Source organism: Desulfobacter sp. UBA2225, assembly GCF_002348205.1.
In the GTDB taxonomy this organism is placed as follows: domain Bacteria; phylum Desulfobacterota; class Desulfobacteria; order Desulfobacterales; family Desulfobacteraceae; genus Desulfobacter; species Desulfobacter postgatei.
This window is the reverse complement of record NZ_DDYV01000281.1, coordinates 1-23726: the sequence shown is the minus strand read 5'-3', so window position 1 is coordinate 23726 and position 23726 is coordinate 1. Positions and strand designations below refer to the sequence as shown.

Below are 23726 nucleotides of genomic sequence, written 5' to 3'. Positions count from 1 at the left end.
ATGCATGAGATGGGTATTGCCCAGCAACTGGTAACCATCGCCCTGGATGCCATCCCCGATGGCATTGAAAATCCCAGGGTGGAAAAAATGAATTTAAGGATCGGCAAACTGGCTGCCGTGGTGGCGCATAGCCTCTCCTTTTGCCTGGAGGTCATCACCAGGGACACTCCTCTTGAAGGTGCTGAGTTGGTAATCGACGAGGTGCCAGTGTGCCTGCACTGTGAAAGTTGTAACCATGAATGGCAGACCGATACCCCGGCCTTTGGGTGTCCTGCATGCAAAAACGGGCAGGTGACCATGATTTCGGGACGGGAGATTGAGATCTCATCCATAGAGCTGGCAGACGATTAGACGATTGAGAAATAATAAAAAAAATGAGAGATAACCCATGGAGATAAATATACAAAAACGGGTACTGGCAAAAAACGAATCCGATGCAGATCGCAACAGGGCTTTTTTTAAAGAGAAAAAGGTGTTTGTCCTGAACATGATGTCATCGCCGGGTTCCGGAAAGACCGAAACCCTCTGCCGGACCCTGGAAGCGCTGATGTCCGATATACGGGTGGGGGTGATTGTGGGTGATGTCTGCACCACCAATGATGCGGACCGGCTTTCCGTAACAGGGGCCAAGGTGATCCAGATCAACACGGATCAGTTCGGGGGGGACTGCCATCTGGCAGCCCATCTCATTGAATCGTCGGCCAGGTCCCTGGGGTGCGATGACCTTGACCTGCTTATCGTTGAAAATATCGGCAACCTGGTCTGTCCTGCGGAATTTGACATTGGCGAAGATGCAAGGGCCGTGGTTCTAAGCGTCCCCGAAGGCGAGGATAAGCCGTTAAAATATCCGCTTATGTTCCAGGTGGCTGATGCTGCCATTTTAAATAAAATAGATCTGTTGCCCTATCTGGATTTTGATGCGGCCCTGGCCGTGGAAAATATGGGTAAGGTGCATCCGGGCATGCCGGTGTTTGAACTTTCCGCCAAGACCCGGGAAGGCATGGAGCCATGGCTTGCATGGCTGCGCACCAAGGTGAAGGAAAAACTCGGATAATCGCGAAGGTGCCGGGGCAATGCCATAAAGTTAAGATAGTTTCAGATTAAAACCACGAAGAGCACGAAGTTCACGAAGAACACGAAGTTTCGTACTCTAATATCTTCGTGAACTTCATCTCCTTCGTGGTAAAATAAAGGTTTAAAATTTTTCTTTTTTTGGGGGGGCAAATTATGGGTCTAAAGAAAATGGCATTTGCCGGATCCTGGTATCCGGGATCAGCTGACCAGTGCCGGTCTGCTCTTGAACGGTTTAACGATGATCTTAGAGCAGAAGCAGATACAAAAACGCTGAATAATCCTGTGGCGGGCATTGTTCCCCATGCAGGCTGGATTTACTCGGGGAAATTGGCCTGCCGGGTGTTCGCCGCACTGGCCCATGGCCGCCGGGCTGTGGAGAGCATTGTTCTTTTCGGGGTTCACATGCATGCCGATTCCCCGTCCTTTGTTCTGGATTGCACAGCCGTTGATACCCCTTTGGGCGCTATTGAAATTGATAAGGCGTTCACAGATCGGCTGGTTAAGCAAGCCGCCGCCGCAAGTGTTGACCTGAAGCAATTGACACCCGCACGATTCCTCGAAGAAAACACCCTGGAACTGCAATATCCTTTTATAAAATATTTTTTCCCAAAAGCCCGGATTGTGGTGTGTGCCGTGCCGCCTTCGGATGCGGCGCAAGCATTGGGGATAATCGTAGTTGAGGTTGCACAAGAGTTGGACCGCTCCGTGGCGGTGGTAGGTTCGACCGATATGACCCATTACGGGCCGCGATTCGGATTTGAACCGGCTGGATCAGGCAAGGCTGCATTTGATTGGGTTGCAAAGGAAAATGACGCGGCCGCCATTAACGCGTTAACAGCCATGGATGAAAAGCAGATTATTCACCAGGGACTGTCCCGCCATAACATGTGCTGTGCCGGGGCAGCCTGTGCGGCTGTGGCTGCTGCAAAAAAGATGGGCGCAGTCAAAGGTGTCTGCCTTGACTACGCCTCAAGTTTCGATCCGTTGGAGCCTTCCTCTGACTTTGTGGGATATTGCGGCATGATTTTTGGCGCATAGACTTTCATGAAATGGCTCTTAACCTTTGCCACTTGAACCCAAAAAACCTGAGATCCCTCCTCCACGAGTGGTCACCCCTTTATTTATATGCGTATTCTTCCCGTTCTTAAAGCCGTTCTTGTATGCACTTGATGAAGGACGATGTTTACCATAATATTGTTTGATTAATTTGGGGAAAATTCGAGACACTTCAACTTGATTTTTAATGCGATTTTGTTCTACCAATGCTTTTACCGTGCTTACAGGCAGAAGTCTATCATCGTTTAATTCAATCTGAGAGCTTTCAAGCATTTTTTTATGATTATCCTCAATCCCTTTAATGAAACCCATATCGAAAGAAACTTTATCACCTCGTCCGGCCTTATGTTTCTTTCGATATTCCTGCCAAAGGGTCTGAGCTGTATCAAATAGGAAATGATAAACATATTCAGCTACCTTGATCGCCTCTTTTTTCCCCACGATGACAACACTTCTATATTCGGCATCATCTTGGAAATCATAGGTGTGGGATGATATACAGGAAACATAATAATATTTCTGCAAGATAGACATGATCGCTTGCTGGATACTTTCAATGCGCTTTTTCTTATGGCAAATCGTGTGATATTTTATTTCCGGACTATCATTTTCGACCCTTTGAAGGTTATATTTGTTTAACAGATAGTTGGCTTTTCTAGAAGCTGCCTGGGCCTCTGCTTCGTTACTGGACTGCCCAAGGGCCATAAGCTTCTCAACTTTTGTTAACATCCTTTTCGCATCAGAGGGTAACTTGCCTTTGAAATCCTCGATCTTTGCAGCATAGTCTTTGTTTGTAACAAAGGCTGGGTGAACGCCTAATTTTTTGCATGCTTTCTTAAAGTAGTTTCCATGTTTATCGGCATCATTATAAAAGTCAGTAACATATTGGTGTGCCATTTCATGTTTCAGGACTTCCAACACGATATCCCATGGTTCCGTCTTGATAAGATGCCTTGAAATCGAAATCGTCCTATCCCGGGGACTCCAATAACCATCCGTCTGTTTGCCGGAAGATATATTGATTACCGGAGTTGTAAGGTTGATGCCATGTTGCCAACATATCTCCTTATGCTCCTTAAGAAGCCTTATCGCCCATTTGGTTTCAAGATTTTTCATTTGAATTTTCTATAGCGTTTTGAATTCATCAGCACAAAATCCGGTTTATGCCTTCCCTGGCGCCAAGCGGCAGGCCGATTGCGCCCTGGCAGACATGGTAATCCCTTGGGTTGATGCGTATCAAGGTTGAATTTAAGTTCCGGCCGGTTCGTTGGGATTTATATCTTACCGTAGGTACGGCAAGGCCTGCCCCCATTTCAATAATGGCCAACTTTGCATTGAAGCTGGTGAGTTTTTCAAGCCATTTCTGCAAACGTGCCCCTTGTTCACTGGTACGGTGTGATATCCAGTTCCAGTCTCCAAACATTAAAATATTGGGGCGTGCCAGTCTTCCACAGTTTTTGCATTTCGGCAACTCGCCTGTAGCCCGGAACGCTTCCATATCAACATTGACTTTTTCTTCCCCAATCGCCCAGATGTCGCTGGAACATGGTCCGGTGCATTGAAGATGGTGGATAGAGCCATGGCACTCTTCAATCAATGCATCGTCAAAGCCGGCTTTTTGAAACTGCCCGTCAACATTCGAGGTGAATACAAAATATCCGTACGGCTTGCTTCTTCCCAGATCAAGCAATTTTGAAAAGCCTTCGTGGGGGATTGTTTCACGATAAAGATTCAACCTGTGCCCATAAAACGCCCAGGCAATTTCAGGCTGTTTGTCAAACCAGACAGGGTCTGCCATTTCACTGAACGATTTGCCCAGTTTCGCTATGGGCGGATAAGCTTTCCAGAAACCTGCATTTCCCCTGAAATCAGGCAAACCCGAATCGACGCCCATACCGGCACCGGCCGTTATAAAAAGTGCGTCTGCATCTCTAATTGCCTGGCAAGCCTGTTTGATATTTTTATTTAGGTTGTCCATAAAATATACCGGTATTACCCGGCCCCGTTTTTAAATAAATTGAAGCACTATTCCCAATTTATGGGAGGAGTGCTACATATAAAGCAATGGCATGCCACGTTCAACAACAAATATGAAAGGAGGAAATAACAATGAAGCTGAAAACAGCAGATGGCGGCTGGAGTCCTTATTTGGCAGGGGCGCTGGTGGGACTTTTGGCCATCGCTTCGGTGTATGCAACCACAAAGTGGATGGGCAAGACCAATTACCTTGGTGCGTCAACGACATTTGTGCGTGCCGCAGGATTGCTTGAAAAAACGGTCTCTCCGGAGAGCGTTGCTGCAAACGCATACTTTACCAAGGAAAAAGTACGGGTCGATTGGCAGTTCATGCTTGTGATCGGGATCTTCTTTGGCGCCTTGATCTCATCCCAGACAGACAGGAGCTTCAAGTTCGAAAGTATTCCGCCGATCTGGAAAGAGCGGTTTGGTCCATCGATCGGCAAACGGGCGGCAGGCGCATTTTTTGGAGGCATTGTGGCCATGATCGGGGCGCGCATGGCAGACGGCTGCCCAAGCGGTCACGGTCTCAGCGGCATGATGCAGCTGTCGGTCAGCGCTTTCATCTCATTGGCTATGTTTTTCGCGGTCGGAGTAATCGTTGCAGGACTTTTATACAGGAGGAGATCATCATGAGCACCGGTCAGATCCTTGGTTTGATTACAGGCGTTTTATTCGGATTTTTTCTGCAGAAAGGACGTGTCCTGCGCTTTGAAAAGCAGATCGGTGCAATGCTCTTGAAGGATATGACGATCTTCAAGTTTATGTTATCGGCCATCTTGGTCGGTATGGTCGGGATTCAGCTGCTTGCCGGTTCCGAAATTATTTCTCTCAGCCATAAGGCAATGAATGTGGGGGCTGTTCTAGTTGGAGGCGCTCTTTTCGGCGGCGGTTGGGCCGTGATGGGCTTCTGTCCGGGAACCTCGATCGGCGCCCTTGGCGAGGGACGATGGCACTCCGTCTTCGCCATTGCAGGCATGATAGCAGGAGCGGCCCTTTACGCTGAACTTTATCCGTTTTTCAAATCAACAGTTCTTGCGTGGAAAGATTTCGGAAAAATCAGTACGTTCGAACTATTGAACATCTCTCCCTGGCTCATCATCGCTGTGTTCTGGGCTGGAATCATCCCGATGTTTGTCTGGTTTGAAAAAAAGGGGCTCTAACCTTAATGGATTAAAACATACCCGGCCCCGGCGCTTTTGCGACGATACCGTTTTCTCCGGCCATATTGGCGATTCGATGAATCGAAAGGAAATCAGCCGCAGATGATGGAAATGAGATGGGCACAGTTGAAGATCATGATCAGCAGCCAGATTAAAATGCTGATCCCTACTGCAGCTGCGCCCACATCCTTTATAGCCTTGATTTTTTCATTTTCCCTGATTTCGACGAAATCGCAGATTGCTTCAATCGCGGTATTGAACATTTCCGTGACCACAACAAGTCCGGTTGCAAGAAGAATTATCTCAAAATCCAGCCACTGACGGAAAATAAAGGCCAGGATAAGGATCATGGTAGAGAGTACCAGTTTATAAGCAACAGTGAGTTCATAGCGGAAAACAAATCTGAGTCCGGCTAGTATGACCCTCATTTTACGCAAGGGATTATACCCTGGTTCTCCGGTACCAAGAAATTTATTTCTCATGATGAAGCTTTCCTGCCGATCATAATATTGCCGCAGCCAAGCTTTTTTTCCGGTGCCCCGGAGCGGATCATGTACATTGTATTAATCAGAAAAAGGCTTGTAAAGAAATTCACCTGTCAATGGCATGATCCCTTGCACTCCGGAGCGGATTGGGCAAAATCCGAAGAGGCGGGCTTCAGGGTCTGGAAAAGCTCTTCCAGATCCTTTGCTTCCAGGGTTTCATGTTTTAAAAGGCGGCGGGCGCTCTCTTCAAGGATTTCCCGGTTTTCCTCAAGAATATGCACAGACCGGTCAAAAGCCGTCAGAACTTTTTTGCGGACAATGCAGTCGATTTCCCTGGCAGTATCATCGCCGTAAAGCCTCTGACGGAACTGTTCACCGCCTGGCCCCAGAAAAGACCGCTGATCCGACTCAAATGCCACATGCCCCAGTTCCGGCTCCATGGCATATCGGGTGACCATGCTGCGGGCAATATCGGCTATCCTGGACAGATCATCGGCAGCACCCGTTGAAAAATGAGAAAATACCACGTGCTCTGCTGCCCTTCCACCCATGAGAACGGCCATTCGACTTTCCAGCTCAGCCTGTGTCATAAGATAGCGATCTTCAGTCGGCCGCTGGATGGTATACCCAAGGGCACCGAGCCCTCTGGGGATAATGGAGACTTTATGAACCGGGTCCGAGCCTGAAATGGCCGCTGCAACAATGGCATGCCCCATCTCGTGGTATGCGACAATCTCTCTTTCCCTGGGATTCAGCAATCTGTTTTTACGTTCCAGGCCTGCCACGATACGCTCCACACCAGTATTGAAATCCTCAAGCCCGATACTGTCCGCACCCCTTCGGGTCGCCGCCAGAGCCGCCTCATTCACGAGATTTTCAAGATCCGCTCCGGTAAACCCGGGTGTCAGGGACGCCACCTGCGCGAGGTCTGTTTTTTCATCCAGCTTGACTTTCCTCACATGAACCTTAAGGATTTCAAGCCTTCCCTGTTTATCCGGCCGATCCACCAGTACCTGCCGATCAAAACGACCGGCCCTGAGAAGCGCCGGATCAAGGATCTCTGGGCGGTTTGTGGCGGCAATGAGGACAATTCCGCTGGCCGGATCAAATCCGTCCATTTCCACCAGAAGTTGATTCAAAGTCTGTTCCTTTTCATCATGGCTGCCGACCATACCTCCGGCTCCCCGCGCTTTTCCCATGGCATCCAGTTCATCAATGAAAATTATGGCCGGTGCCTTTTGCCTGGCCTGTTCAAAAAGATCACGGACCCTGGCCGCTCCCACTCCGACAAACATTTCGACAAAGTCTGAACCTGAAATAGAAAAAAAGGGCACACCGGCCTCACCGGCCACTGCCCTTGCAAACAGGGTCTTGCCTGTACCCGGAGGGCCCATCAGGAGAATCCCTTTGGGCATACGCGCCCCGAGCCGGCCATAATGGTCGGGAGATTTCAGAAAATCTACGGTCTCCCTGAGTTCCGCCTTGGCCTCCTCAACCCCGGCCACATCGGCAAAAGTGGTCTTGATATCCGTTTCAACATATACTTTGGCCTTGCTTTTCCCAATGGACATAAACCCGCCTCCGGCCCCCATCTGACCGGACATCCGGCGCATGATCAGAAACCATATCCCGAAGAATATCAGTGTGGGTATTATCCAGGAGAGCAGTGTGGAAAAAAATCGGCTTTCTATGTGGCCTGAAAATTTTACATCATACTTCTGAAGTTCTTCGGCAAGTCCATTGTCAACTCTTGTGGTGCGGAAATACTTCCTGTTCGGAGGGTCCGGATATTTGAGCTCGCCCCGGATTTCGTCCCGAGTGATAATCACTTCCTTGACCTTGCCCTCTCTGATCAGGGCCTGGAATTCACTGTATGCCAGCGGTTTTATGGATTGGTATCCCATCCATGCTTCATGGACTAAAATGATGCCCAAAATGGCCGCAATCGTATAAAACAGATTAAAACGCCTTGTGTTCTGCATATTCAATCCTCCTGATGTTGATTTTGAAAATATAATCTTCTTTGAGTGATGGCAAGATTAAAAACTAATGTTCCATGAACAGCCGCCGCCGCCCGAATGACTGTAATTTTTCCCGAGATCCGAAGTAATCGGGAATAAAACAAAGAGACTGTTATTTTTGTTAAAGTGTGGGGCAGATGATATGCCCTGATGTAAGGACTCTTGTGACGGAATAGGGTCTTTTTGATTATAAACTTATAAACTACGGTGTTATTAACAATACCTTCGCCATTAAACAACACGTTCGAGTTCGTTAACTCGCCCAAGAGCGGCTACCTTCTCAGAGATGGACTGAATAGAAACCCCTTCTGGGATTTGCGGAAGCAGTTTTAATGTTTCTCGCACGTATTTTCCGGCCCGGAACCAGGCTTTCAAGTCAATGATACTCATACCAGAGAAGTTAGGCCGATGCCTCAGGATATGAGAGAGGTTTACCATGAAAAAAGCGAGGTTGGCGGCATTGCAGACTTGCTGCTCTTTGATATTCATGAAATCATCGAGACCCCAATACTGCTTCGCATCGCGGAAATTGAACTCGATTTGAAAGCGCAGGCTATAGTACTTGATCAGCTTGTCCGAAGCCAGTTCCAGGTCGGAACTAAAGAGCACAACGCGAGCCGTTTTGAGGGTTTTTAAGTTGGTTTTGAGACTGATAACTACGCCCAGCAAATCGGCAAATTTCTTGTGACGCATTATCATTTGATATACGTCTGTACGAATGCCATCTTCCACAGTCGATGACTTGAGGCAGCGTTTAGGAATATTGGCATAATCCAGTTTATCTCCGTATTTCTTATAGGATCCTTTGCCGGAATAAGGGCCGTCATACGGAAAAAAGAGTGCGGAATCGTACCGCAACTTGGAGATGAGATGCAGATTGCACTGCCGGACTAATTGAACTCCGGCATTGTTCCCCAGTGCGCCGTCATAGACGAAGTACCATAATTTCAGTGCATCACCAATCAAGGTGAGCGCTTTTTTGATGTTTACCAGCAACATGTTCTGGGTTTCGGTGAATTCTACGTTGCGGCGGTTTTTATTAAGGCTGCCCTTGGGACGTCCACCCTTGTTTTTTTTGCCTTTGCCCTTGGATTTTTTCGATTTAGCTTTTTCCGGTTGCTTCATCGGCTGAGTTATCAGTGGATAAGATTTTTGTTCCTCAACAGACGTAAGTGATAGCTGCAGATGACATAGGCCCGGTATCGGCTTGTTGTAGATGGAAGAAAAAAATCGTCCGAGACCGTAAGTCTGTTTGCCGGATTTTGGCGTAACCACCTGGTCACCGGTCAAGAGTATGATGCCGGGGGCATCTTTTAAATGAGCGCGGATGAAAAACCACTGGAGTTTCGCTCAGTCAATATTGGTTTTGAAAAATCGTTGGACGGTTCGGTAACTGCCCCCTTTATCTGTCCAGCGCGACATGCCAAGCATAGTTACTCTGTCCGGCATGCTCAGAATTGCTGTAACAATAACCGCCAGACGGCGCAGCGTAGTGTGGTCGAGACAAGGGCTTAAACAAAAAAGTAGGCTCATGATGATGTCCATGTCTTCCTCCTGAGTGATTCGTTTGCATGATTATAATCACTCAAGAGGAAGACATGGTAAATTGGCGAAGGTATTGTATTAACGCCTGAATTTGTCCGAACTATTGTAATTTTTGTTTAAAAATTCAGGCTGTTGACTGAGACAGCGGCTGTATCGTGCCATCGCAGAAATCTTTCCATCAATAAAGTTTTAACGCTTGGCACTCAAGTCATGAATCCCCTCAGTTGCCTCGTTGACGGAAAGCAAACGAATATGCCTCTGGGATTTGAGCCAATTCAAAAGTTCGTAAAATTCTTGATAAGTAATGCGACCAAGCTTTTCATCAATTTCTTTAAAGTCATATTCATGGAATAAAACAACAATGACAGGTTGAGTGACAGAAGATGTTCGTGATGCTTGGATGGCATCGCGAAGATTAAAGAGGTTGCATGAGTATGGCAGGAAATTTAACTTAGACGCTGTTACCTCCATTCTTTTATTGTCCGCCGAAAGAGTTGAAAACCCAAGTTCCTCAAGAGCCCTTAATGTGTTCAAGTCGTACCTGTTCCACGGTGGCACAAAGGTATTGATAGGCGCGTCTATCATGCTCTCAAGGAGAGTCTTGCCTTTGGCTAACCTCTTTGCCTGACTGTTGTAATCCAGGCCTGAAAATTCTGCCCATTGCTCAGTGCTGATTGTCTGGTGAGAGTAACCATGCAAGGCTACATCCAATATACCCTCATTAACGCCGTTCTTTAAAATATTCCCTTTTATCGGTGTAAGAGGGATTAGATCCTGCGCAGACGGATCATGAATATCGTTTGCACATACATAGGGGATGACACCTATGGTAAAGTAAGCTTCATGCTTGCGGAAGGCATCAATGATTCTCAGCTCCATGTCCGTATTGCTGCAGGCCGAATAATCATCGAACCGAAAGACGACATTGACTTGTTTCATTTCAATTGGATGTTTGTTGCAGGCCGTGATTGAAATCACACATAAAAATAAAAAGGTAACCGGAATTCGTTGGAATAATACGACGGTTCGCACTTGAACATCCTTTCAATAAAGTTGGCCTGACAAGTTAGTCTGTGGTTTACGTTTATCTTTCATGCCGGGATTGTGGTGTGCCAAACCGGCCTGAACGGCTGTCGCAAAAAATGGACGCAGTTGAAGGCGCCTGCCTTGACTGCGTCTCAAGATTTGATCCGGTACAGCCCACTGCCGATTTTGTGCAATTCTGTAGTCTGGTTTTCAGCGCTTTGTTTTTATTAACCCTGGGCCGTACAGAATTGTGCCGCCTTTCTGATGCGCTGGACGGTTTTTTCTTTTCCAAGGGCGATAAACATTTCAAATATGCCGGGGCTCACCGTTGTGCCGGTGACAGCCACCCGCAGGGGTTGGGCGATTTTTCCAAATCCGAGGCCTGTTTCCTCCATGATCTGTTTAAACATCTCCTCCTGGGGGCCCTGGCTGAAATCACAAAGTTCTTCCAGGGCGTGGGCGCATTTGTTTAAAAGGTCGGAGGTTTCAGGCTTAAGAAATTTTTTGGCCGCCTTTTCCTCAAACTCGATTTCATCCCTGTAGTAGAACGCCGCACCCTGGGCCATCTCCACAAGGGTTTTGCTTCTGGGTTGAAGCGTTTCGATTACCCCCTGGGTAAAGGCATCATTTTGGGCGTCAATGCCAAGGTCCGCCAGGTGAGGCACAAGGTCATCACCCAATTCTATGGGCTTCTTTTTCTGGATGTGTTTGGCGTTCAGGGCGTATAGCTTATCCATATCAAACATGCCTGCAGAACGGCCAAGATGTTCAAGGTCGAACTTTTCAATAAGCTCCTGGCGTTCAAAAAACTCCTGGTCGCCATGGGACCATCCCAATCTGACCAGATAGTTGATCAGTGCATCCGCCAGAAATCCCATCTTTTTATATTCACCCACGGACATGGCGCCATGACGTTTGCTCAGTCGAGCCTTATCTGATCCCAGCACCATGGGTACATGGCCGAACACCGGAAGCGGCGCGCCTAAAGCCTGATAAATCAGAATTTGTTTGGGCGTATTCACCAGGTGGTCATCCCCCCGGATAATGGTGTTGATGCCCATGGTGATGTCGTCCACCACCACCGCAAGATTGTACATGGCCATACCCGAGCTTCTCTGGATGATGAAGTCATCAATTTCCGTATTCTGAAAAGCGGTACTGCCCTTGACAATGTCGTCCACAATGGTGACGCCTGTGTCCGGGGTTTTCAACCGCACCACGGTGTTTGTCCCTTTTTTAAGCCCGCGGTTCCGGCATTTGCCGTTATACATGGGCTTCAACCCCTTGGCCTTGGCCTCTTCGCGCATGGCATTAACCTCTTCGGGCGTGCAGTCGCAATAGTAAGCATGGCCCTGTTCAACCAGGCGGTCAATGTGTTCATTATAAATATCATGGCGCTGGGTCTGGAAATAGGGACCGTCATCCCAGTCAATTCCCAGCCATTCCATGGATTCCAGAATGGCGTCCACAGACTCTTTTGTGGAACGGGCTTCATCAGTATCTTCTATACGCAGCACAAACTGCCCTGCGTTTTTTCTGGCCCACAGCCAGTTGAAAAGTGCAGTCCTGGCACCGCCGATATGCAGGTAGCCGGTAGGGGAGGGCGGAAAGCGTGTGATTATTGTATTCATTATGATCTCCAAAAGTTAAACTCCACGAACAACAGGCGGTACAGGATATTTGGGCCTGTACCGCCCGAATTCGCATAAACAGCGTAAAATCGAAGGTTTATCTATCATAATTGCGGGGCCTAAAGCAATCAGCAATTCTAATTAGACTCTTTGGTTGACTTCAAATAAAAAATAGGGTAATTAGATATGTTTTAAATTTTGGCAAGTATTAAATGAAAACTAAATAAAATAATATAGTTAGGAGAAAGTCATGGCCGTACCCAAGCAGAAAAGCTCCAAGGCAAGAGGAAGAAAAAGGCGCACCCATTATAAAACCGGTGCCCCTACCATAACTTTATGTTCCGAGTGTCAGGAGCCAAAACTGCCCCATAGAGCATGTCCTGAATGCGGTGCATACAAAGGCAGAAATGTAAACCGTGACATGGATGCAGACGATTAATAGGCCGGAAGATACTTCAAGGAGTCAGATTATGACCATTGAAACCAAGGTAAGAAAAATTATTGCTGAAAAAATTCCCGGCATTGATATTGAGGACGTGGTTCCCCAGGCGTCGTTGATCGAAGATCTGGGCGCTGATTCTCTGACCATCGTTGAACTTATCATGTCCATGGAAGAGATTTTTGAAATAGAAATTGACGACGATCAGGCCGAGAAATTGTCGACCGTCCAGGATATTTATGACTTCATTGCATCGAAATCATAAATACATATAAAGGTCCGGGGTAGATATGAAAAAGGATAAACAGATTATCATCGGCAGTGATCATGCCGCGTTTGAATTAAAGGAAAAGATTAAGGATCTGCTCGCCGGTCTTGGTTATGAGGTCGAGGATGCGGGTACCCACAGCACTGCTTCGGTAAATTATGCCGATTTCGGTAAAAAGGTGGCCCAAGCCGTTTCCGACGGTACATTTGGCCGGGGTATTCTTCTGTGTGGCACCGGCCTTGGCATGTCCATGCAGGCCAACCGGTTTAAAGGCGTACGTGCCGCCCTGTGCTCGGATATCTTTTCCGCCAGGATGAGCCGGCAACACAATGATGCCAATATTCTGGTCATGGGTGGTCGTGTAATCGGTGATATGCTTGCCTTTGAACTGGTCAGGGAATGGCTTGCCACCCCCTTTGAAGGCGGTCGCCATCTGGACCGTATCCGTTCCCTAGATTAGAAGATTAGGTTAAGAAAGGCACGATTGAATTATGGAAAATATACAATTTATCAAAGCTTGTGATCCTGAGATTGCCTCCGTTATTGAGAGTGAGTACAGTCGGCAGGAATACGGGCTGAATCTCATTGCTTCGGAAAATACGGTGAGCCGGGCAGTTATGGAAGCCCAGGGCTCAATCATGACCAACAAATATGCTGAAGGGTATCCGTCAAAGCGCTATTATGGCGGGTGCCAGTACATGGACCAGGCGGAAAATCTGGCCATTGAGCGGGTAAAAAAGCTATTTGGTGTGGAATATGCCAATGTGCAGCCCCATTCCGGATCCCAGGCCAATATGGCGGCTTACTTTTCCGTACTCTCTCCCGGGGACGGGATACTGGCCATGGATCTTTCCCATGGCGGTCATTTAACCCATGGTGCAGGGGTAAGTTTTTCAGGCCGTTTGTTCAATTTTTCTCATTATGGTTTAAATCCGGAAACCGAAACAATCGATTTGAACCAGGTGGAAGATCTGGCCCGGGCAAATAAGCCTAAAATGATTGTGGCAGGGGCTTCGGCCTATCCTAGAACCCTTGACTTCAAGGGCTTTTCCGAAATTGCCAAAGCATGTGGTGCGCTCTTCCTGGTGGATATGGCTCATATTGCAGGCCTTGTGGCTGCGGGGGTACATCCCACACCTGTTGGATACGCAGATATTATCACCTCCACCACCCATAAAACCCTTCGTGGTCCCAGGGGTGGACTGATTCTCTCCAGCGCCGAACGGGGCAAAAAAATCAATTCCCAGATTTTTCCCGGTATCCAGGGCGGTCCCTTGATGCATGTTGTTACGGCCAAGGCAGTGGCGTTTAAAGAGGCATTGTTGCCGGCGTTTACTGAATATCAGAAACAAGTGGTCAAAAATGCCGCTGTCCTGGCAAAGGTGCTCATGGAAAGGGGTTATAAACTGGTGTCCAATGGTACGGATAACCACATGGTCCTGGTCGATTTTTCCGGGTTGGATATCACTGGAAAAGATGCGGAAGAGCGTCTCGGACAGGCAAATATTACGGTGAACAAAAATACCGTACCCAATGAAAAACGCAGCCCCTTTGTGACTTCGGGTGTACGTATCGGGGTGCCGTTGATTACCTCCAGGGGCATGAATGAAGATGCTGTGGGAGATATAGCCGGACTTATCTGCGATGTGTTGGATGACGAGGCCAATGTCCCTAAAGTTGCCGCCAAGGTTAAAGAGCTTTGTACCCACTACCCGCTGTATGGGGATACCGCCTGCTGATGCCCCCTGTTTTCCCTGATTCCGCAAACGCCGTTAGTGATGGCCGCCCCTCCTGGGATGAGTATTTTATGGCCATCACGGAACTTGTGGCCTCCAGGGCCACCTGTCTTCGGCGAAAGGTGGGCGCGGTGCTGGTGAAGGATAAGCGCATTTTATGCTCGGGTTATAACGGGGCGCCCTCCCAAATCCCCCATTGCATACAGACCGGTTGCCTGCGCGATCAGCGTAATATACCCTCCGGGGAAAAACATGAGCTTTGCCGGGGTGTTCATGCTGAACAGAATGTGATCATCCAGGCTGCCTTCCACGGGATACCAGTTGCCGGAGCCTCTCTGTACTGTACCATTCAACCCTGTTCCATCTGCGCCAAGATGATCATTAACGCCGGGATTAAAAAGGTGTACTTTAAAAAGGGATACGACGACCCCCTTTCCCTGGAGATGTTTGCCCAGGCCGAGGTGGAACTCATCCGGCTTGAATAATATCATGATAGTGTCTGAACTGAAAATCGTGTTTGGACGCAAAGTTGCCCAGATGCAAGGCGCAGAAAAATTTGCAACCGGAGCAACCTTATGGTTGTGAGGATTGCAAATTTTTCTGCAACGCCGCAGATGGGTGACTTTGCGTTTAAACACCGTAAGAGGCTGATATGAAGTGCCCCTATTGTGGCAACCCAAACACCAGAGTGGTGGATTCTCGGCCGGGTAAAATTGAGTTCGAGGTTCGCCGCCGAAGAGAGTGTCAGGATTGCGGCCGGCGTTTTACCACATATGAACGGGTTGAACAGGTCCCTGTGATGATTGTTAAAAAAGACAGCCGCCGGGAGGAATTTGACAGGGAAAAAGTGCTGCGGGGCATCCAGAAAGCCTGTGAAAAGCGGGCTATAAGCATCAACCAGATCGAACAGATTGTGGATGATATTGAACGCGACTTGCGGGAAGGCCGGGACCGGGAGGTGTCTGCCAAGGTCGTGGGCGAGAAAATTATCAATGCCCTCAAGGAGCTCGATGATGTGGCCTATGTCCGGTTTGCTTCCGTGTACCGGGAGTTCAAGGATGTGACGGATTTTATTCAGGAACTTGAGAGCCTGATTCATAAGGAGCACCGGTCCGCAGACGCCGAGCCGGGTAAGGAAGGTCCTGTTAAGACCGATGACTGATTTGGACTATATGGCAAGGGCTTTGGAGCTTGCAGCCCGGGGCAAAGGGTATACCTCCCCCAATCCCTGTGTGGGTGCCGTGGTGGTAAAAGACGGCCGGATCATTGGTCAGGGCTTTCACTCTAAGGCAGGTGGCCCCCATGCCGAGGTGGTGGCCATTGACGATGCCGCAGCAAGAGCGCCTGAAAAACTGGCGCATGCCACCATCTACGTCACCCTTGAACCGTGCAACCATTTCGGCAAAACCCCCCCATGCACCCATAAAATTCTTAACGCAGGTATCGGCAGGGTTGTTGTGGCCTGTAAAGATCCCAACCCCAATGTCGCTGGGGGCGGGATTGAATTTTTAAGGGGAAAAGGTCTTGAGGTGGTATCAGGGCTTATGGAACAAGAGGCATTGACCCTGATTGAAGATTTTGTCTGGAATGTCCAAAACGATAAAACACCGTTTGTCACCTTAAAATGTGCTGCCACCCTTGACGGATATATTGCCACCAGAACCGGGGATTCTCAGTGGATAACCTCCAGTGCATCCCGAAACTTCGGTCACGAACTGCGCCATCAAAATGATGCCATTCTTATTGGTTCCGGCACCCTGCATGGGGATGATCCCTCTCTGACCGCCAGAATTGAGGGGAAACCGACCCGGGATCCTGTCCGGATAATTCTGGATACCCGTTTGAGCATTCAAGAAAATGCCAAGGTTTTGGTTCAAAACTCAAGTGCCCCCACCATCATTGTCACAGGTCCGGAGTGTGACCCAGGTAAAATTCAGCGTCTCAAAGACAAGGGCGCACAGGTTCTTGAATGCCGGGTATTGGAAAATCTGCTTGATTTAAATGACCTGATGATTAAATTAAAAGAATTGTCCATCACAAGCCTTCTGATTGAAGGCGGGGGGCGTGTGGCAGCATCGGCTCTGGCCGCAGGGATTGTTAACAAAGTCTGCTATTTTCTTGCCCCCAAGCTTTTGGGCGGAAATGACGGCATTCCGGTCTTCAAAGGGTCGGGGCCTGAAAAGATAAAAGACGTGTTTGAACTGGTCCGGGTCACTACCCGGCAGTTCGGCTCAGATATGCTGGTTACAGGCTATCTTGAGCCCCGGAATAGGCCGGTCGGCAATGGGAAATGAGTGGGGAGATATTTTTTGTTTACGGGAATCATAGAAAGTCTGGGCACCATTCGGCGCATTGAAACCCAGGGTGAGGGCAAAATTCTGGTAATTGCCTGTGACCTGGATCTGACCGGTACAGGCATCGGGGATTCCATTGCCGTGAACGGGGCCTGCCTGACCGCCGTAACCCTTGGTAAAGGGCAGTTCAAGGTGGACATGGCGCCTGAAACCGTCTCCCGCACCACATTTGATTCTCTTGGACCCGGAGCCCGGGTCAATATTGAACGGGCGCTGAAGTTGTCCGACCGCATAGATGGACATCTGGTATCAGGACACATAGACGGCACAGGTGTGGTTTCAAAAATTGAGACCCGGAGCAATGCCATCATATATGACATTCAGGTGCCGGAAAACCTTGCCTGTGAGATGATAGAAAAAGGCTCCGTGGCCATTGACGGTATCAGCCTGACCATCAATCAATGCTGGGAAAACGGTTTTTCGGTAAGCATTATTCCCCATACCGCAAAGATTACAACAATCGGGTTTAAAAATGTGGGGGATCGCGTCAATATTGAGACAGATATGCTGGGAAAATATGTGAAAAAATTTTTATCAGGGCAGGGGAAAGGCGCAAAGAGTCCCAACGACGCCGGTGCTGATGCCGACCTGGACATCAGTATGTCATTTCTTGCCCGGAACGGATTCTTGTAAAGGACAGACAAATGCCGCATTTAACCATTGAACAGGCGATTGAAGAGATAAAAAACGGAAAAATGGTCATCCTGGTGGATGATGAGGACAGAGAGAACGAAGGTGATCTGACCATGGCGGCCCAGGCCGTAACCCCGGAAAGCATCAACTTTATGGCCACCTATGGACGGGGACTTATCTGCCTGTCCCTTGATTCAAGTATTGCCGATAAACTAGACCTGCCCATGATGGTTGAAAACAACACCTCCCAGTATGGTACGGGATTTACGGTTTCCATCGAGGCAAAACACGGCGTGACCACGGGCATATCCGCCGCAGACCGGGCCACCACCATTTTGACGGCGGTGGCTGATGAGACAGGCCCCCAGGATATTGCACGCCCTGGCCACATTTTTCCGTTACGGGCTCGGGACGGCGGGGTGATGGTGCGCATCGGCCAGACCGAAGGCTCTGTGGATCTTGCACGGCTTGCGGGGCTGAAGCCCGCTGGTGTCATCTGTGAAATTATGGATGACGATGGTACCATGGCCCGGATGCCTTCCCTTGAAAAATTTGCCGAAAAGCACGGCATCGGCATTTGCACTGTGGCGGATCTTGTTAAATACCGCTTAAAAACAGAAAGCTTTGTAAAACGCGCTGCCGAAACCATTATTCCCACCCGGGTGGGCGGGGAATTCAGAATCATTGCCTATGAGAATGACATCGACAATCTTACCCACATCGCTCTGGTTAAGGGTGAAATTGACCCGGAAAAGGCGATTCTGGTTCGGGTGCATTCCGAATGTATGACCGGTGATATTTTTTCTTCCTTGCGCTGTGACTGCCAGGATCAGCTCCGCCGGGCCATGAAAATGGTGGATGATGAAGGCTGCGGCGTTATTCTCTATTTGCGCCAGGAGGGCCGGGGGATCGGCCTTGTGAACAAATTGAAAGCCTATGAATACCAGCGCCATGGACTGGATACGGTCCAGGCCAATGAAAAGCTTGGATTTTCCGCAGATCTTCGTGATTACGGTGTCGGTGCACAGATGCTGGTGGATCTGGGTGTACGCAAAATGCGTCTGCTCACCAATAATCCTAAAAAGATGGTGGGTCTTGAAGGGTACGGGTTAAGCGTTGTGGAGCAGGTGCCCATTGAAGTGGCGCCCAATCCCTTCAACCAGGGGTATTTGAAGTGCAAGCAGGCTAAGATGGGTCATCTACTACACATAAAATAAGGATAATAAATATGCCTCAAATAATTGAAGCCAATTTAAACGCCAAGGGCAAAAAATTTGGTATTGTTGCCGCAAGATTCAACGATTTTATCGTCGAAAAACTTGTGTCAGGCGCTTTGGATGCGCTGATCAGAAGCGGTGCGCAGGATGAGGATATTGCCATTGTCAAGGTCCCTGGTGCCTTTGAAATCCCTTTGGCCGCAGCCAAAATAGCTGCCTTGAAAAAGTATGACGCCATTATCTGTCTAGGTGCTGTGATCCGCGGGGCCACAACCCATTATGATTACGTCTGTGCCGAAGTGTCCAAGGGTATTGCTGCCGTGAGTCTTGAGGCCAAAGTGCCGGTGATGTTTGGGATCCTCACCACTGAAACCATTGAACAGGCCATTGAACGGGCCGGTACAAAATCCGGTAACAAGGGCTTTGATGTGGCTTTGGGGGCCATTGAAATGGCAAACCTGTGCGCGAATATGGAATAACACATGGGTGACAGGCGCAAATCCCGTGAACTGGCTCTGCAGGCTCTGTTTGCCTTGGATCTGAATAAATTGGATCTGAATAAAATAGATAACCCGTCCCAAATGGATGATTTCCTCGAACAGCACGGCGAAGATTTGAGTGAGTCCACCCGTCTTTTTTTTCTGACACTTGTGGAGGGCGTCCTGGAGAACCGGGTGAAGATAGACCTTCTTTTGGATCAGTGGGCCAAGAACTGGAAGACGTCCCGAATGCCGGTAGTGGACAGAAATATCATGCGTATTGCCGTATTTGAGATGCTTAATCTGCCGGATATCCCGCCTTCGGTATCCATTAATGAGGCGGTTGAAATCGGTAAAAAATTCGGCACCCGGGATTCCGGGCCGTTCATCAACGGGGTGCTTGACCGGATCAGAGTCCAGCATGAGGCATAGACTTATGATGTGAAGACCAAGGAGGATGTTTTGATTATACGTAAACTTGAAGTCGGCCCCATTATGGCCAACTGCTTTATTGTAGGGTGTGAAGAAACAAAACAGGCGGTAGTCATTGACCCCGGCGATGATGCAGACCGGATACTCATGGCCCTTGCCAAAGCTGAACTGAAGGTCAAATATTTGATCAATACCCATGGTCATTTTGATCATGTCGGCGCAAACAAGCGAATGAAGGACGTTACCGCTGCCCAGATCGCCATTCATCCTGATGATGAACCCATGCTTTTGGATCTCTCCAGTCATGCTGCCATGTTCGGTCTTGGGGCAGAAAATTCCCCGCCTGCAGACATTCATCTTAAGGACAGCGATACAATCACCTTTGGCAATATTACCTTTAAAGTAATTCATACCCCGGGGCACTCGCCTGGGGGAATCTGCCTTTATACGCCCGGCCACCTGTTTGTCGGAGACACCCTCTTTATGGGCTCAATCGGGCGCACCGACCTTCCCGGCGGCAATTATGACACCCTGATTTCCTCTATTAAAACCAAGCTGCTGAACTTGGACGAAAGTACGGTGGTTTATCCCGGACATGGTCCGGAAACAACCATTGCCAATGAAAAGCGGATGAACCCCTTTCTCAGATAATGTCTGAAAAATTATTTTTGCCCCGGATCACCGACATTGTGATCCGGGGTTTTAATTTTGATCTGACCTTTGAAGATGCTGCTGCCAGGTTTTCCCAACAAGAGGGAACAGTGGTGCTTTTGTCAGGATCTGACCAGGATTGTGCCCGGTATCATATTCTTGCTGCAGATCCTTGGTTGATGCTGAAAGGGAGCGGGAATATCATTTGTGTTAAAGTCAAAGATTCAGCGGGGGGCTTTGTCTGCCATCAAACCGACCAGGACCCTTTTGACCTGGTTGATGCCCTGGTAAAAAAACTTTCCTTTTTGGATAAGAGATTCAACCTGCCCGTGGCCGCCGGTCTATTTGGCTATTTTGCCTATGATCTAAAAGACAAAATCGAAAGCCTGCCTAAGACTTGTGTGGGCGACGGTTTGCCCGATATCTGTTTATATGCGCCGTCCGTTATTTTAATCCAGGATCGACAAACCCGTGAAAATCGGCTTTGCCTGCCTGTGTTTGACCGGGATAAGGGACAAAAAGAGGTTCTGGCCAGGGAAGAATACTTTATAAACCGGCTTGAACAATCCTGGCGACCCGGCTCTTTTCACGCTGACAACACAGGGCTTGTTTCTTCATTTGCCAAACCGGAATATCTGTCAGCCGTATTACAGATTATTGAACATTTAAGACAGGGTGATATCTATCAGGCCAATCTGTCACAGCGTTTTGAAACCGGTTTCAGCGGCGATGCCTATGCCTTGTTTTTAGAGTTGTTTAAAAAAAATCCCGCGCCTTTTTTTGCCTTTGTCCAGGCAGGGGATCACCAGGTCGTTTCCACTTCACCCGAACGCTTTCTTAAAGTGGCGGGGCAGACTGTTGAAACCCGTCCCATCAAGGGAACCATTGCCCGGGGAGAGACTCCTGAACAGGACAGGGAAAATGCAAGAACCTTATCCTTGAGCACCAAAGATGATGCTGAACTGACCATGATTGTGGATCTGATGCGCAATGACCTGTCCCGGGTCACAGAGCATGATTCTGTGGAAGTGACGGCGCACAAACGTCTGGAAGCCTATGATAATGTATTCCATCTGGTATCCGTGGTTGAAGGTCGGCTGAAAGCCGGCGTTTCCTGCGTTGCAGTGGTCCGGGCCGCCTTTCCCGGTGGATCCATCACCGGCTGCCCCAAGATTCGTTCCATGGAAATCATTGATGCGCTTGAGCCTGTAAAGCGTCATGTCTATACCGGTTCAATCGGATACGTAAGCTTTCATGGCACCATGGATCTCTCCATTGCCATTCGTACTGCCGTGGTTCATGACGGGCGACTGAGTTTTTCCGTTGGCGGCGGCGTGGTCTATGATTCAGACCCCCAAAAAGAGTTTGAAGAGACCCTGGCCAAGGGAAAAACGCTGATGGAGATCCTGACACAAGGAGTAGGCCAGCATATTGAAAAACCGCTCATGGCCTGGGTCAACGGTTGCTTTGTCCCCCAGGATCTTGCTCGCCTACCGGCCTGTATCCCAGGCGTTTTATATGGGGCCGGCCTGTTTGAAACCATCCGGGTGGATGCGGGAATTCCCATTCGACTGCCTGAACACATCCGTCGGTTGGAAACGTCCTGGAAATCTGTGTTTGGGGGATTTTTTCCGGATATATGCTGGAAATCAATTATCATACAGCTTATTTCCAAAAACGGGTTTGAACAAAAGACTTGCGCGGTCAAACTTCTGGCGGCAAAAGATGATCGGCCGGGACGGCATGTATTTGCTGCCGCCTTTATCCGCACCTATGTGCACCGCCTTGAACTTCTTGGTAAAAAAGGTCTTGATCTGGTTACCTTTCCCCATGCCCGACACTCATTTCTGGCAGACCATAAATCCATGAATTACCTGTTCTACGACTTGGCCCGGGTCTTTGCCCTTGAGCATGGTGCCGATGAAGCCCTGATTTTAAATTCAGACGGCACGGTATCTGAAACCAATACCTGTAATATACTGGCCATAGATGGGAAAAATATGATAGTGCCCGCTTCCAGTCATGTGCTCAATGGGATAACGCTTAGATGCGTCATGCAGATTATGGCAAAAAAGGGCTTCATTGTAAGCAATATGTCTGTAGATGTTGAAACGTTTTGCACCCTGTCGTACGTGTTTGTGACCAATGCACTGATGGGAATGGTCCCGGTCCGGCGTATTAACAACACGATTTTTGAAATGGACCGTCTGATTTGCCGTCAGGTCAATGAAATGCTTTTTTCTGCTTGCTGAATCAATCGAACGCCTTGTCTGAAACTGTAGAACCTGACCAAGTGGTAATCCTGATTTTTATCTGCTGTTCATGGATAAGCTTGAATTTAAGGGTTAAATAGGGTATTTTTTCTTTCGTTTTTTTATATGAAAGTTGTGTCCGTCAGGACATGGTCTTTATAAGAAAGTATGGGTAAGTTACTCATACCTTTCAAGCTTTTTTGTGGGTTAAATCCGGGTGTTGACAGTCCCGATCGGTCCATGGCTGTTGGTAAAATACAATGGATACAAAGAATGAAACATATCAATTTTATAATCATTTCTTCATGTTTGTTTATTTTTGCGGGAACGGCATATGTCTGGGCCGGCCCCAGGGCCGTACCGGTGGCTCCCTCCTTTGAGTTTGAGCCCGTGCTTGAAGGAGAGGATTTAACCCATGATTTTATAATAAGAAATCAGGGGGATGCCCCTTTGAATATTACCGATGTTCGACCTCCTTGAGGGTGTGACAGAAAAGCCTATGACAGGCAGATTCCCCCGGGCGGGGAAGGAAAAATCACCATTGGCGTTAAGACCGAAGGATATGGCGGGCGTGAGTTAATTAAAAATATTTTGGTTAAATCCGACGATCCTGAGAACAAAAAATTTTATTTAAAAATTTCGGGTAAAGTTAAAGAGATTGTCAAGATCAGCCCCAGCACTGTGAACCTCAACGGGATTCCCGGACAGACCGTAAGTGAAGTGGTCACAATTGAACCGGTGCAGATGGATGAATTAAAGATCCTTGGCATGACGCTTAAATATAATAAGCAGATAAAGGCTGAGTTGATCAAGCCCGCCCAGGGGGAAAAAACCTGGAAGGTCAGGGTTTCCTGCTATTCCGAGCACCCTGCGGATATTTATGATTTTATTACACTGACAACAGACAACCCCAATAAATCGCATTTGAGAATTAGGGTCTATGCTATTTTTGAAAAGGATGAGCCTATGGAAAAGAGCGATTTAAGGACACATGTAAACAATGAATAGCCCCAAGAAAGCTAACATAATGGATACGTCAGCAATTAAGGCCGTTGTGTTTGACTGTGACGGCGTCATGTTTGATACGGCCCTGGCCAACCGTAAATTTTATAATGATCTTTTGGCCACTTTTAATAAAGCGCCCCTTGACGATGAGCAGTTTAAAAATATTCATATGATGACGGTAAAGGCTGCTGTTGAATATCTTTATCCGGAAATGGATGACCACCAGCCTGTATACAAAATGAT

General features: G+C 48.3%; 26 protein-coding genes and 1 pseudogene. 20 read left to right on the top strand and 7 right to left on the bottom strand.

The window, feature by feature from the left end:
* The 3 genes from hypA (at position 1) to amrB (ending at position 2112) form a co-directional block, all read left to right on the top strand.
* Complete coding sequence (gene hypA / locus B3D59_RS14705) at positions 1–351, top strand: hydrogenase maturation nickel metallochaperone HypA (RefSeq protein ID WP_286821074.1); 351 nt, start codon at positions 1–3, stop codon at positions 349–351.
* 37 nt (positions 352–388) lie between these two features.
* Positions 389–1054, top strand: a complete 666-nt coding sequence (gene hypB / locus B3D59_RS14700; protein ID WP_286821071.1) for a hydrogenase nickel incorporation protein HypB — start codon at positions 389–391, stop codon at positions 1052–1054.
* Between the two features lie 173 nt (positions 1055–1227).
* A complete protein-coding gene (amrB, locus tag B3D59_RS14695; protein ID WP_286821066.1) occupies positions 1228–2112 on the top strand; it encodes an AmmeMemoRadiSam system protein B in 885 nt (294 codons plus the stop codon).
* A gap of 18 nt (positions 2113–2130) precedes the next feature.
* On the opposite strand, the gene B3D59_RS14690 is transcribed toward amrB, so the two are convergent.
* Positions 2131–3246, bottom strand: a complete 1116-nt coding sequence (locus tag B3D59_RS14690) for a DUF2786 domain-containing protein (protein ID WP_286821058.1) — start codon at positions 3244–3246, stop codon at positions 2131–2133.
* A 28-nt stretch (positions 3247–3274) separates the two neighbouring features.
* Positions 3275–4108, bottom strand: a complete 834-nt coding sequence (locus B3D59_RS14685; RefSeq protein WP_286821055.1) for an SIR2 family NAD-dependent protein deacylase — start codon at positions 4106–4108, stop codon at positions 3275–3277.
* Between the two features lie 131 nt (positions 4109–4239).
* Here B3D59_RS14685 and B3D59_RS14680 point away from each other — a divergent pair, with 131 nt between their 5' ends.
* Together B3D59_RS14680 and B3D59_RS14675 are read left to right on the top strand one after the other, a co-directional pair.
* Complete coding sequence (locus B3D59_RS14680; protein WP_286821054.1) at positions 4240–4782, top strand: YeeE/YedE thiosulfate transporter family protein; 543 nt, start codon at positions 4240–4242, stop codon at positions 4780–4782.
* The gene (locus B3D59_RS14675; RefSeq protein ID WP_286821050.1) at positions 4779–5309 is read left to right on the top strand and encodes a DUF6691 family protein; all 531 of its coding nucleotides are present in this window, start codon (positions 4779–4781) and stop codon (positions 5307–5309) included. The genes B3D59_RS14680 and B3D59_RS14675 overlap by 4 nt, the downstream gene beginning before the upstream one ends.
* Positions 5310–5401: 92 nt before the next feature.
* Here the strand turns inward: B3D59_RS14675 and B3D59_RS14670 are convergent, their stop codons facing one another.
* The 5 genes and pseudogenes from B3D59_RS14670 to gltX all read right to left on the bottom strand — a co-directional run bounded on the left by B3D59_RS14670 (position 5402) and on the right by gltX (position 12017).
* The gene (locus tag B3D59_RS14670; RefSeq protein WP_286821043.1) at positions 5402–5791 is read right to left on the bottom strand and encodes a diacylglycerol kinase; all 390 of its coding nucleotides are present in this window, start codon (positions 5789–5791) and stop codon (positions 5402–5404) included.
* Between the two features lie 116 nt (positions 5792–5907).
* Positions 5908–7776 (bottom strand): ATP-dependent zinc metalloprotease FtsH, encoded by a 1869-nt coding sequence (gene ftsH, locus B3D59_RS14665; RefSeq protein WP_286821041.1) that lies wholly within the window; start codon positions 7774–7776, stop codon positions 5908–5910.
* A 270-nt stretch (positions 7777–8046) separates the two neighbouring features.
* A pseudogene (locus B3D59_RS14660) lies at positions 8047–9360 on the bottom strand (transposase).
* Between the two features lie 189 nt (positions 9361–9549).
* Complete coding sequence (locus B3D59_RS14655) at positions 9550–10392, bottom strand: DUF2334 domain-containing protein (protein ID WP_286821039.1); 843 nt, start codon at positions 10390–10392, stop codon at positions 9550–9552.
* Between the two features lie 221 nt (positions 10393–10613).
* Positions 10614–12017 carry a glutamate--tRNA ligase gene (gene gltX / locus B3D59_RS14650; RefSeq protein WP_286821038.1) on the bottom strand — a complete coding sequence of 468 codons (1404 nt, stop codon included), beginning with the start codon at positions 12015–12017 and terminating at the stop codon, positions 10614–10616.
* Positions 12018–12267: 250 nt separating this feature from the next.
* Between gltX and rpmF the strand changes: the two genes are divergently transcribed.
* The 15 genes from rpmF to B3D59_RS14575 all read left to right on the top strand — a co-directional run.
* Positions 12268–12456 (top strand): 50S ribosomal protein L32, encoded by a 189-nt coding sequence (rpmF, locus tag B3D59_RS14645; RefSeq protein WP_286821033.1) that lies wholly within the window; start codon positions 12268–12270, stop codon positions 12454–12456.
* 31 nt (positions 12457–12487) lie between these two features.
* Positions 12488–12721 (top strand): acyl carrier protein, encoded by a 234-nt coding sequence (acpP, locus tag B3D59_RS14640; protein ID WP_004074289.1) that lies wholly within the window; start codon positions 12488–12490, stop codon positions 12719–12721.
* 25 nt (positions 12722–12746) lie between these two features.
* Entirely contained in the window at positions 12747–13184 is a 438-nt protein-coding gene (rpiB, locus tag B3D59_RS14635) for a ribose 5-phosphate isomerase B (protein ID WP_286821032.1), read from the top strand.
* A gap of 31 nt (positions 13185–13215) precedes the next feature.
* On the top strand, positions 13216–14463 hold the full coding sequence (gene glyA / locus B3D59_RS14630; RefSeq protein ID WP_286821029.1) for a serine hydroxymethyltransferase: 1248 nt from the start codon (positions 13216–13218) through the stop codon (positions 14461–14463).
* Positions 14463–14945 (top strand): deoxycytidylate deaminase, encoded by a 483-nt coding sequence (locus tag B3D59_RS14625; RefSeq protein ID WP_286821025.1) that lies wholly within the window; start codon positions 14463–14465, stop codon positions 14943–14945. The genes glyA and B3D59_RS14625 overlap by 1 nt, the downstream gene beginning before the upstream one ends.
* 167 nt (positions 14946–15112) lie before the next feature.
* On the top strand, positions 15113–15622 hold the full coding sequence (nrdR, locus tag B3D59_RS14620) for a transcriptional regulator NrdR (protein WP_004074293.1): 510 nt from the start codon (positions 15113–15115) through the stop codon (positions 15620–15622).
* Positions 15615–16754, top strand: a complete 1140-nt coding sequence (gene ribD / locus B3D59_RS14615) for a bifunctional diaminohydroxyphosphoribosylaminopyrimidine deaminase/5-amino-6-(5-phosphoribosylamino)uracil reductase RibD (protein WP_286821022.1) — start codon at positions 15615–15617, stop codon at positions 16752–16754. Before nrdR ends, ribD begins: the two co-directional genes overlap by 8 nt.
* A 15-nt stretch (positions 16755–16769) precedes the next feature.
* Entirely contained in the window at positions 16770–17447 is a 678-nt protein-coding gene (locus B3D59_RS14610) for a riboflavin synthase (protein WP_286821018.1), read from the top strand.
* Positions 17448–17458: 11 nt separating this feature from the next.
* Positions 17459–18664 (top strand): bifunctional 3,4-dihydroxy-2-butanone-4-phosphate synthase/GTP cyclohydrolase II, encoded by a 1206-nt coding sequence (locus tag B3D59_RS14605; protein ID WP_286821016.1) that lies wholly within the window; start codon positions 17459–17461, stop codon positions 18662–18664.
* An 11-nt stretch (positions 18665–18675) separates the two neighbouring features.
* Positions 18676–19143 (top strand): 6,7-dimethyl-8-ribityllumazine synthase, encoded by a 468-nt coding sequence (gene ribE / locus B3D59_RS14600; RefSeq protein WP_286821013.1) that lies wholly within the window; start codon positions 18676–18678, stop codon positions 19141–19143.
* Between the two features lie 3 nt (positions 19144–19146).
* Positions 19147–19575: a transcription antitermination factor NusB gene (gene nusB / locus B3D59_RS14595; protein WP_286821009.1), complete on the top strand. Its 429-nt coding sequence runs from the start codon at positions 19147–19149 to the stop codon at positions 19573–19575.
* 30 nt (positions 19576–19605) lie between these two features.
* On the top strand, positions 19606–20226 hold the full coding sequence (locus B3D59_RS14590) for an MBL fold metallo-hydrolase (RefSeq protein WP_286821005.1): 621 nt from the start codon (positions 19606–19608) through the stop codon (positions 20224–20226).
* On the top strand, positions 20226–22478 hold the full coding sequence (gene pabB, locus B3D59_RS14585) for an aminodeoxychorismate synthase component I (protein ID WP_286821002.1): 2253 nt from the start codon (positions 20226–20228) through the stop codon (positions 22476–22478). The genes B3D59_RS14590 and pabB overlap by 1 nt, the downstream gene beginning before the upstream one ends.
* Before the next feature lie 273 nt (positions 22479–22751).
* Positions 22752–23486 carry a DUF1573 domain-containing protein gene (locus tag B3D59_RS14580; RefSeq protein WP_268815253.1) on the top strand — a complete coding sequence of 245 codons (735 nt, stop codon included), beginning with the start codon at positions 22752–22754 and terminating at the stop codon, positions 23484–23486.
* A gap of 19 nt (positions 23487–23505) precedes the next feature.
* The coding region (locus tag B3D59_RS14575; protein ID WP_349676900.1) for an HAD family hydrolase at positions 23506–23726 on the top strand (221 nt) is incomplete at its 3' end.

Excerpts from the sequence above, each read along its gene's own strand:
- hypA (WP_286821074.1), top strand. The coding sequence starts at position 1 with ATGCATGAGATGGGTATTGCCCAGCAACTGGTAACCATCGCCCTGGAT.
- hypB (WP_286821071.1), top strand. The coding sequence starts at position 389 with ATGGAGATAAATATACAAAAACGGGTACTGGCAAAAAACGAATCCGAT.
- amrB (WP_286821066.1), top strand. The coding sequence starts at position 1,228 with ATGGGTCTAAAGAAAATGGCATTTGCCGGATCCTGGTATCCGGGATCA.
- B3D59_RS14690 (WP_286821058.1), bottom strand. The coding sequence starts at position 3,246 with ATGAAAAATCTTGAAACCAAATGGGCGATAAGGCTTCTTAAGGAGCAT.
- B3D59_RS14685 (WP_286821055.1), bottom strand. The coding sequence starts at position 4,108 with ATGGACAACCTAAATAAAAATATCAAACAGGCTTGCCAGGCAATTAGA.
- B3D59_RS14680 (WP_286821054.1), top strand. The coding sequence starts at position 4,240 with ATGAAGCTGAAAACAGCAGATGGCGGCTGGAGTCCTTATTTGGCAGGG.
- B3D59_RS14675 (WP_286821050.1), top strand. The coding sequence starts at position 4,779 with ATGAGCACCGGTCAGATCCTTGGTTTGATTACAGGCGTTTTATTCGGA.
- B3D59_RS14670 (WP_286821043.1), bottom strand. The coding sequence starts at position 5,791 with ATGAGAAATAAATTTCTTGGTACCGGAGAACCAGGGTATAATCCCTTG.
- ftsH (WP_286821041.1), bottom strand. The coding sequence starts at position 7,776 with ATGCAGAACACAAGGCGTTTTAATCTGTTTTATACGATTGCGGCCATT.
- gltX (WP_286821038.1), bottom strand. The coding sequence starts at position 12,017 with ATGAATACAATAATCACACGCTTTCCGCCCTCCCCTACCGGCTACCTG.
- rpmF (WP_286821033.1), top strand. The coding sequence starts at position 12,268 with ATGGCCGTACCCAAGCAGAAAAGCTCCAAGGCAAGAGGAAGAAAAAGG.
- acpP (WP_004074289.1), top strand. The coding sequence starts at position 12,488 with ATGACCATTGAAACCAAGGTAAGAAAAATTATTGCTGAAAAAATTCCC.
- rpiB (WP_286821032.1), top strand. The coding sequence starts at position 12,747 with ATGAAAAAGGATAAACAGATTATCATCGGCAGTGATCATGCCGCGTTT.
- glyA (WP_286821029.1), top strand. The coding sequence starts at position 13,216 with ATGGAAAATATACAATTTATCAAAGCTTGTGATCCTGAGATTGCCTCC.
- B3D59_RS14625 (WP_286821025.1), top strand. The coding sequence starts at position 14,463 with ATGCCCCCTGTTTTCCCTGATTCCGCAAACGCCGTTAGTGATGGCCGC.
- nrdR (WP_004074293.1), top strand. The coding sequence starts at position 15,113 with ATGAAGTGCCCCTATTGTGGCAACCCAAACACCAGAGTGGTGGATTCT.
- ribD (WP_286821022.1), top strand. The coding sequence starts at position 15,615 with ATGACTGATTTGGACTATATGGCAAGGGCTTTGGAGCTTGCAGCCCGG.
- B3D59_RS14605 (WP_286821016.1), top strand. The coding sequence starts at position 17,459 with ATGCCGCATTTAACCATTGAACAGGCGATTGAAGAGATAAAAAACGGA.
- ribE (WP_286821013.1), top strand. The coding sequence starts at position 18,676 with ATGCCTCAAATAATTGAAGCCAATTTAAACGCCAAGGGCAAAAAATTT.
- nusB (WP_286821009.1), top strand. The coding sequence starts at position 19,147 with ATGGGTGACAGGCGCAAATCCCGTGAACTGGCTCTGCAGGCTCTGTTT.
- pabB (WP_286821002.1), top strand. The coding sequence starts at position 20,226 with ATGTCTGAAAAATTATTTTTGCCCCGGATCACCGACATTGTGATCCGG.